The organism is Vibrio sp. 10N.261.51.F11, from assembly GCF_041471665.1.
Classification (GTDB): domain Bacteria; phylum Pseudomonadota; class Gammaproteobacteria; order Enterobacterales; family Vibrionaceae; genus Vibrio; species Vibrio crassostreae_C.
Window position 1 is genome coordinate 1 of record NZ_JBFROW010000049.1, and the last position, 7,702, is coordinate 7,702.

The following is a 7,702-nucleotide window of genomic DNA, read 5'->3' on the forward strand; positions in this document are numbered from 1 at the left end:
CTTAAGTGAACGGCATTACCTCTAATTAGGCTGCTTTTTTGATCGTATTTTTTGAACGAGCTGGTGATTAGTTAACTAGTTTTAACCACTTAACCTTTAAAAGGCCGAACTTCCCAGCGTGCAAACGGCGCTTTTGCATTAATCCCCGCTCGTCCCCAACGGTCAACGGAATCAACTACTAAGATACGCTCGTTAGGTACTAGAGACTTAATTAAGTTCGTTGGCTTTTTCGCTGTGACTAACCATAGCGCATCGTCTTCTGAAAACATCGCTTTGAGTTTGGCTTTGTCTTGTTTTGTCCATTCCAGTTCAGCCTTAAACATACGCTCTTCAACAAACAGTTGAGTACCTGAAGCGAAATCTTCCAAGCTTTCTGAAAGCAACAAGACTGAATCTACGTCGTTATCCAATAACACCGCTTGTTGTTTGTTAATCAGTTCACGCACATCAAGCATTACACGCTGTAGGTTGCTATCAATGGTCTCAGCTTGCGCTGGCCACAATAACTTAAAGTCATCAGCAACAATCGCCGCCATGCGCGTTAAGTTGGTTGGGTTTAACCATGCGTATTTAGACACATCGCCATTGGATAACGTCAGCGCTGCAACTCCTTGAGCACGCGGTGTGATCGCTTGAGCCGCATCCACCTCAACCAAACGGATATTGCCCTGTCTTGCGTAAACAAAAGTTGGGTCAGCTTGCCAGATGGATGACAGCGTTAATGCTACGGTCGCCTTTTCGCCGGAATGAAGCACTTTGCTTGCACCCTTTGTACCAAACCAGTTTGGCAGACGATCAATGCCGTAGCGTTTTGGTGGCAGATATTCGGTGGTAATGTCAGTGCCTTTGGTGAGCTCTGTCGCCAAGGCATAAGTCACAGGCGTACTGGTGAGGATATCCTCGGCATTAGCACTGATAGACACCATTGAGCCAGCCAACAATAAGCTAGTTAGTGCGCCTACTTGAGTCGTTGCCTTCACTGAGCTTGAGATACGATTCATTAAAGAGGTCATGATTATGCCTTTCTTACAATTCGGTATAGCGTTGCCGCTAGGAAAAATGTCGCAGAAACGATGATGATTGAAGCGCCCGAAGGTACTGGCAGTTTCAACTCCATTGGTAAGACGGTTCCAACTAAACACGCGACTGTTGCCAGTAGTGCCGACAGCAAAACAAAGCTACCCATGCGTTTTGTCAGCAAACGAGCTGTCGCCCCTGGGATCAGCAATAACGCACCAACGAGAACCGCACCCACAATCTTCACCGCTGCAATCGTCACTAAGGTGATCATCATGACAAACAAGTAGTCGTAAAAACTCGTGTTATAACCACGAACCTTGGCAATATCAGGGCTGATACAGGTTAGAAGAATACGGTTGAACGTCGGTATCAAGAGCAAAATAATGATCGCGCAGCTGCCCGCGAGAATTGCTAAGTCTTGATCTGTTACCGTTAGAATCGAACCAAACAGTACGTTCTCAAGCATGTGGATGTTGATCTTACGAGCCACGTACATCAGTAACGCCGCACCCACCGCTAACGCTAGCGCAAGGAAAACGCCGACTAAGGTATCGTATGGCACATTGGTTCTATTTCTTACAAAGTGAAGAAGCAGAGCGAAGATCATGCAGAAGCTAAACAGACCAATAATTGGATTTTCTGGTGGTTCACCAAGCAACACACCAATAGCGATACCAGTTAATGCCGCGTGGCCTACCGCTTCAGAGAAGAAAGCCAGACGCTTGGCAATCACCAAAGTACCCAGGCCACCTAGTAACGGTCCCAATAACAATGCAGCAACCAGTGCATTCACCATGAAGGCATACATGAAGCTGTCTGATAACCAACCCGCTTCAACGCCACTTATGGCAAGTTGTCGTAACCAATCCATTACGCAACCTCCTTCGGTTTGTTCATCGCAGCGCCACTGCTGTAATGTTGGAATAAGCTCTCAATCTTACTTGGATGTAGTACCTGTTCGTGTGGACCACTATCCACCAAGAATCGATTCACAACATGTACATTGGCTTCAAGACGACGCACTGCGGTTACATCGTGGTGAACCGCAAGGATCGTACGCCCTTCATTAACACATTCACGAATCAGTGATTCAAGATAACGAACGCCCTGCTCATCCATACCGGTCGTTGGTTCATCCAACACCAGCAAACTTGGGTTATCCAATAGCGCTTGCGCAAACAACACACGTTGCTGCTCACCACCCGACAACTGTCCCATTCGGCGATCGCTACGTGTCGCCATACCGACGCGATCCAATTGTGCTAATGCAAGATCCAATTGCTTGGACTTACGACGCCAAAATAGCGGAATTCGAGTTTGGTTAAGCAACACGAAATCCATGACCGTCAAAGGCAAGCTCGATTCGAAGGTCGCTTTTTGAGGAACGTAACCAATACTTGGCTTTTTTGGCCAATGAATATTGATTTGCCCAGAGAAAGGCGTAAGGCCAAGAACAGAGCGCAACAAAGAGGTTTTACCACCGCCGTTTGGCCCCATGATTACATGGCACTCACCCGCTTTAAGTTCTAGTGAGATATCGTCAAGAATGACGTTGTTGTCATATTGCAGACCAAGTTGATTGATTGAAATCGATGGACCTAACATTATGCGTTCCCGCTTTTAGCTTGGTTCGCCGCCGCAAATTTCATTGCTTCGATTAATGTCTCGAGATTCTTCTTCATCTCAACTTCGACTTTGTCGTCTTCATATTCGCCATGCGTCATGTGAGAGAAACGGTAAAGCTGAACACCTGTTTCCGCTTCAATCGTGTCAACAAAACGGTTTGGCATGTTTAGCTCGTAGAACAGAACATCAATGCCCGATGCGCGGATCTTTTCGATCATCTCTTGCAGCTGGCTCGCACTTGGTTCAACACCGTGTGCAGGCTCAATCACCGCTGCCACATCTACACCAAACTCTTGCAAAATATAGCCATACGCATTGTGCGTGGTCGCCACCTTCATACCTGAAGTATCTAACTCACCTAATGACAACATCGCATCGCGCTTCATAAAGCGAAATTGCTTTGCGTATTTACGTGCATTCTTACGATAAAAAGCCGCGTTGTCAGGGTCGAGCTTAGATACCTCACTCGCAATGGTGTAAACCTTTTGAATTGTTGTCGAAAGTCCAACAAACGTATGCGGATTCACCGCGCCTTGACCCACAGATTGGCCTAATGCTGGAAGTAAAGGCACTTCTTTGTTCGCTTCGATCACCAGCAAGTCATCACGTTGCGCGGCTGAGATTACTTTTAGTGCGAAGTCATCATGGCCAATACCGTTTACCACGATAGCGTCCATCTGGCTCAAACGTTTCAAGTCGTTCGGTTGTGGCAAGTAATTATGCGGATTAAAGCCGGCATCAACCAAAGGAAGGATGTTCACTTTGTCACCCACCACGGCTTTTACATAGCTGTAGTAAGGCTGAAGGGTTATGCCAATCGTCAGCTTATTGCTGTCGATCTTGTATTCTTTTGCCAATGCATTGGGTGCCATGAACACCGCCAATAACGACATCATTAGAGTCATAATTCGCATAGTAAATCTCTTATTATTAGTGACCATTGTTATAAGCCGGATTGTTTAATGAGAAGAAGCATCATGCTGCTCAACTTCTGATTCATTGACGACCATTTTCCAGCCAACAGATTCAAGTGTGTTTTCATCAAAATTAGTCGGTTGACTTGCTACGCCACCCAGGTAAATCCAGATTTCAGGAGAAACGCTGTTGGCGTTCAAAATAAAGGAATCAGCAAAGCCATGATCGCTTTGTGCAGCATATTCACTTGATGTAGCTTGTTCACTTGGTGTAGAAAAGTAGTAACCACGCTCGTCCAATAACCAAGTATGAGAACCTTTGCGCTTCCAACTCTGGTCTTCTACAAATGGCGCGACCCATTCATCTTTAAGTGACGCAACACTTGGCCATTCGCCGTCTGAGTCCATACGCAGGTCACGAATCTCTTCATGCGCTAAACGTAGCTCTGATAACATCGCCAAGTTTTCTTGCTCGACATCGGTCACTAAGATTTGATGATCAAGTACCGCTTCGATATGCGATTCTGCTTGGTGAAATGGGATAGCAACCGTGGCAAAGCTCAGAATGAACACAATGATCAGCCCTACCCATTTACCTTCTCTGCCACCCGTATCGGCACGTACGCCTTGAATCATCATTTTTCGCTGATCTCAACAACGTCTACTTCAACAGGAAACTCGTGGCCTGAATCAAACACAAGGTAGAACTCAGTGTCTGGGTTTGGAAACTCAACAATAGAGCGTTTATCCGTCATCTCTTTTGCAATCAAGTTGTCTTCGTAGTCGTACATCTCAACCGCGTAATCAATCGCTTTACTGCCGTCTGAATAGCCCGCTTCGCAAGCCACAGTTTTGCCTTCAAACCAGCAGCTCATCAATGGAAAGTGTGCTTGTGCAGGTAATGCAGCGAAACCAAGTCCCAGAGCCAAGCAAGGAGTCATTAATGCGTTAAGTTTTGTTTTTATTGTCATGGTTCGTACCCTAGCCACAGTGCAAATTCTCAGTAGTAAACTGAGCGATAAAGGGCTCAAATGAGCCCTTAAGTTTTTTGGTTGCTTAATCAGGGATCTAGCCCCGACATCACAGATTATTGAAGCAGTGCTTCGAACGTTAGGTGAACGTTCGCGCTTGCTTTGTCTGCCAGTGGGTTGTCAATCAACTCACCTTTGTAGTTCGCTTTCATTACGTAACGACCCGCTACATCTGGAGTGAACGTGATTTCGCCGTTCTCGTCGCTCACTACATCAATCTGTTCTTGGTGGTTGCGGTAAAGCGTGCCTTCACGAGTGATCTCAGCTTTCACGTCTTTTTGAATTTCACCGTTGTAGAAGAATTGGAACGTGACTGGTTCGCCTTCAACAATGTCTGAAGGGTGTGTCACAGGCTTCATTTCTAGAAGCTTTCCTTCAATTTTGAATACTGAATCCGTTGGCTTACCTACTGTGATGTAGCTTTCAGCGCGAGTGAAGCTGATTTGTGTTACCACGTCACGTGACTTTTCAGGAAGTACAGAGTCACGTTCCGCTTTGTTCGCTTTGATCCATTTCACAGTGTCACGACGGCCCGCTTTGTACTGTGTGTAGTAAGATGGCTGGTTGTTAATCGCAACTTTGTGTGTACCTTCTTCTTCAAAGTAGAAATCGAAGATTGAACGACGTTTACCGAGAACAACAAAGTTAGGACGCTCGCTACGGCCATCAGGCATGATGACATGTGCATTTTCGCTGCCTGCAGGCTTATCAAAAACAAACGTGCCGTGAGACGCCGTCACATCGAACGTTAGCCAATCACCGCCTTCTTTCGATACGGTAAAGTGCGATGGCAAAATCCAGCGTGGGTGAGCTTGTGCTGTTGTCGTAGCCGCTAGGCCGAACGCCATAACACCCGCTAGAGCAAGTGCCTTCATTTTTGTCTGTTTCATCATGTTCATTCCATTATTTATAATTTTTAGCCGTGTCGCTCAATCTGAGCCTACGATGACTACTATCGATTCTGTTCTGATTCTTAAACCAATCGGTGTTCACTGCTGCGTTGTCTATTTAGCTACGTAATTCAGTGTGATTTCACCCGTCTCTTCTGTTGCCTTTAGCTCATAAGAAGCGTTTGAATCTGTGAGTGATACTTTTTGACGAAGATAGTTACGGCCGCCGTGCTCACGAACCACTTCGATATGAACCGTGTATTCGCCTTGCTCTAGATCTTGACCGTCATCGCTCTTACCATCCCAAACAAAGCGGTACTTGCCTGCTGGGCGCGTTGCGGATGTCACGGCGTCAACGAGTTCGCGATCGTAACGTCCAACTTTTCTCCACCAGCTGCGTAGATCTTTCAGCCATTCATCTTTACCGACCCAAAGTTCAATGGTTTTCACTGACTTTCGTTCGCTGTTCTCTACCCACACCGCCACATAAGGACGCGCATACATAGAGGTATCAATCTTTGGAAGCTCGAAAGTGACATCAAGTTTTGCCGTATCAGGAATCGCTTGTGCCATACCTAGGCTTGGCAAAAGAGATAAAGCAAGAAGCGCCTTGCTCCAGTTCATTTTTTTCAAGTTTAACAACCTTTTAAATCCGTTTAACCTTTAATTCGTTCTTTGAGTCGATTCATCAAACCAACTCATCTACCCGCTTCATCAAGCTAATTAAGGGTTAAGGTACGGCGACAAAATAGATAGCAAGTGAGATTGCAGAGCCAAATACCGTCCATTTAATGGAGGTGTTGAGTGTTTTTTTCTTAGGTAACAGTAAGCACACGCCGGTAAGTACAAAGAAGACCATCAGTAGTGCTGTGATATCGATGAACCATTTCCACACCTCACCGCTGTTACGGCCTTTGTGTAGGTCGTTCAACAATGCAATCGCGCCGTAGTTCGTGGTTTCGACCTCGACCATTTCAGAGGTCACGTCAACAAATACAGACGCGTTGTAACCTGGTCCTTTGAAATCCATGGACACTTCACCGATAAGCAACTCACCGTCTTCAATTTCGGCGTAGATGTCTAAACCAGAAGGAACACCAGACAAATTAGCCTCTTCAAACAGAAATGCTTCGAAGGCATTTTCATCGGCTTTTAGTCTCCCGTCTTGGATCGTGAACAAACTCGTAGGAAGCTCTAAAGTAGAGCGTTGGATATTGGGTTGGCTTGACTCAAATAACTCGGGTCTATTCAGGGTGATACCTGTCACTGAGAAGAAAAGAACAACGAACAGAAGTGCCATTGAAATATAAACATGAAGTCGACGAGCCCATGATTGAATCGCCCTACTTTTTAACGACATACAAACCAATACCTATAAATTTTATGGCGTCAATTTAGTTGATAATCATTCGTATTGGCATTCAATTTACATTGTTTACGTTTGCCGAGCGGCGTAAGGAAATTTACATAACATTACATGGGAAGTAATCGAACTGTATGCATATTCTTGCTAACTTGTACTAAAGGGAATGGATAGCTTGTATTTGAGGTCATCGATAGTAAGGTCAAACCTCAAAAAATCTCAATATCAACATGCTTGATTGAGGTTGGTTTAAGGTAGCAGTTGTGGCTTTAAGGAATGAAAGTTGGGACTATTTACCTTCGTGACTATTAACCTTTGGGGCTATTTGATCTTTGGAACATTTTTAAGATCATACACAAACGGCGGACTCTTCGGTTGATGCGGTTTGTTAAATACAGACTAATAACCGATTTAACGATAGCTAATAAGGCTTAAAGGGATTTTGAAATACGTATTATTGTTTTGGCTTTTACAGCGCTCGTAACAGCGTGCAGTAGCCAAATGAGCAGTACAGAAGAGCACGTCCAAGAATACATTGGCTCAGACATAACCGATGCACAAGAGCAGTATCTAACCGAACGCTCACGTCCTATCAGCTTTTGGGCGTCTCGAAACTATGCTTGGGTTGAGACGAAGAAACCACTAGATAATGGTTACACTTTATATGCCTTTAAGAACCCTTATCGCGATTGCACCATTAACTGGGTCGCTAACACCAGTGGCGCCATTCAAAGTGCAACGCTTAGTGGCACGATGTGCGAGCCTTAATCAACCCAGTCCAGTCCAAGATAACGCTAAATGAGCTAACGTCTCTAGATGGGCTTAAGTCGCTAGAATTAAAAAGGTTCATCGCGGCTT

At 45.3% G+C, this 7,702-nt stretch carries 10 protein-coding genes; 1 reads left to right on the plus strand and 9 read right to left on the minus strand.

The window, feature by feature from the left end; translation table 11 throughout:
* Window positions 1-89: 89 nt before the first annotated feature.
* From AB4351_RS16225 to AB4351_RS16265, 9 genes are all read right to left on the minus strand, one after another.
* Window positions 90-1,013 (minus strand): ABC transporter substrate-binding protein, encoded by a 924-nt coding sequence (locus tag AB4351_RS16225; RefSeq protein ID WP_372126572.1) that lies wholly within the window; start codon window positions 1,011-1,013, stop codon window positions 90-92.
* 2 nt (window positions 1,014-1,015) lie between these two features.
* On the minus strand, window positions 1,016-1,891 hold the full coding sequence (locus AB4351_RS16230; RefSeq protein WP_048612637.1) for a metal ABC transporter permease: 876 nt from the start codon (window positions 1,889-1,891) through the stop codon (window positions 1,016-1,018).
* Entirely contained in the window at window positions 1,891-2,625 is a 735-nt protein-coding gene (locus AB4351_RS16235; protein WP_333912431.1) for a metal ABC transporter ATP-binding protein, read from the minus strand. Before AB4351_RS16235 ends, AB4351_RS16230 begins: the two co-directional genes overlap by 1 nt.
* A complete protein-coding gene (locus tag AB4351_RS16240; RefSeq protein WP_372126575.1) occupies window positions 2,625-3,560 on the minus strand; it encodes a metal ABC transporter solute-binding protein, Zn/Mn family in 936 nt (311 codons plus the stop codon). The genes AB4351_RS16235 and AB4351_RS16240 overlap by 1 nt, the downstream gene beginning before the upstream one ends.
* A 45-nt stretch (window positions 3,561-3,605) precedes the next feature.
* Window positions 3,606-4,199: a DUF6162 family protein gene (locus AB4351_RS16245; protein ID WP_372126577.1), complete on the minus strand. Its 594-nt coding sequence runs from the start codon at window positions 4,197-4,199 to the stop codon at window positions 3,606-3,608.
* Window positions 4,196-4,531, minus strand: a complete 336-nt coding sequence (locus tag AB4351_RS16250; protein ID WP_048608222.1) for a hypothetical protein — start codon at window positions 4,529-4,531, stop codon at window positions 4,196-4,198. The genes AB4351_RS16245 and AB4351_RS16250 overlap by 4 nt, the downstream gene beginning before the upstream one ends.
* 116 nt (window positions 4,532-4,647) lie before the next feature.
* Entirely contained in the window at window positions 4,648-5,484 is an 837-nt protein-coding gene (locus AB4351_RS16255) for a DUF4198 domain-containing protein (RefSeq protein ID WP_372126579.1), read from the minus strand.
* A gap of 111 nt (window positions 5,485-5,595) precedes the next feature.
* Complete coding sequence (locus tag AB4351_RS16260; RefSeq protein WP_372126581.1) at window positions 5,596-6,114, minus strand: DUF2271 domain-containing protein; 519 nt, start codon at window positions 6,112-6,114, stop codon at window positions 5,596-5,598.
* Window positions 6,115-6,211: 97 nt separating this feature from the next.
* Window positions 6,212-6,841 carry a PepSY-associated TM helix domain-containing protein gene (locus AB4351_RS16265; protein WP_372126582.1) on the minus strand — a complete coding sequence of 210 codons (630 nt, stop codon included), beginning with the start codon at window positions 6,839-6,841 and terminating at the stop codon, window positions 6,212-6,214.
* A gap of 450 nt (window positions 6,842-7,291) precedes the next feature.
* Here AB4351_RS16265 and AB4351_RS16270 point away from each other — a divergent pair, with 450 nt between their 5' ends.
* Complete coding sequence (locus AB4351_RS16270; RefSeq protein ID WP_372126584.1) at window positions 7,292-7,612, plus strand: hypothetical protein; 321 nt, start codon at window positions 7,292-7,294, stop codon at window positions 7,610-7,612.
* Window positions 7,613-7,702 lie beyond the last annotated feature (90 nt).

Bases quoted from the DNA above. Each gene is read 5' to 3' on its own strand.
- AB4351_RS16225 (WP_372126572.1), bottom strand. From the start codon at position 1,013: ATGACCTCTTTAATGAATCGTATCTCAAGCTCAGTGAAGGCAACGACT.
- AB4351_RS16230 (WP_048612637.1), bottom strand. From the start codon at position 1,891: ATGGATTGGTTACGACAACTTGCCATAAGTGGCGTTGAAGCGGGTTGG.
- AB4351_RS16235 (WP_333912431.1), bottom strand. From the start codon at position 2,625: ATGTTAGGTCCATCGATTTCAATCAATCAACTTGGTCTGCAATATGAC.
- AB4351_RS16240 (WP_372126575.1), bottom strand. From the start codon at position 3,560: ATGCGAATTATGACTCTAATGATGTCGTTATTGGCGGTGTTCATGGCA.
- AB4351_RS16245 (WP_372126577.1), bottom strand. From the start codon at position 4,199: ATGATGATTCAAGGCGTACGTGCCGATACGGGTGGCAGAGAAGGTAAA.
- AB4351_RS16250 (WP_048608222.1), bottom strand. From the start codon at position 4,531: ATGACAATAAAAACAAAACTTAACGCATTAATGACTCCTTGCTTGGCT.
- AB4351_RS16255 (WP_372126579.1), bottom strand. From the start codon at position 5,484: ATGATGAAACAGACAAAAATGAAGGCACTTGCTCTAGCGGGTGTTATG.
- AB4351_RS16265 (WP_372126582.1), bottom strand. From the start codon at position 6,841: ATGTCGTTAAAAAGTAGGGCGATTCAATCATGGGCTCGTCGACTTCAT.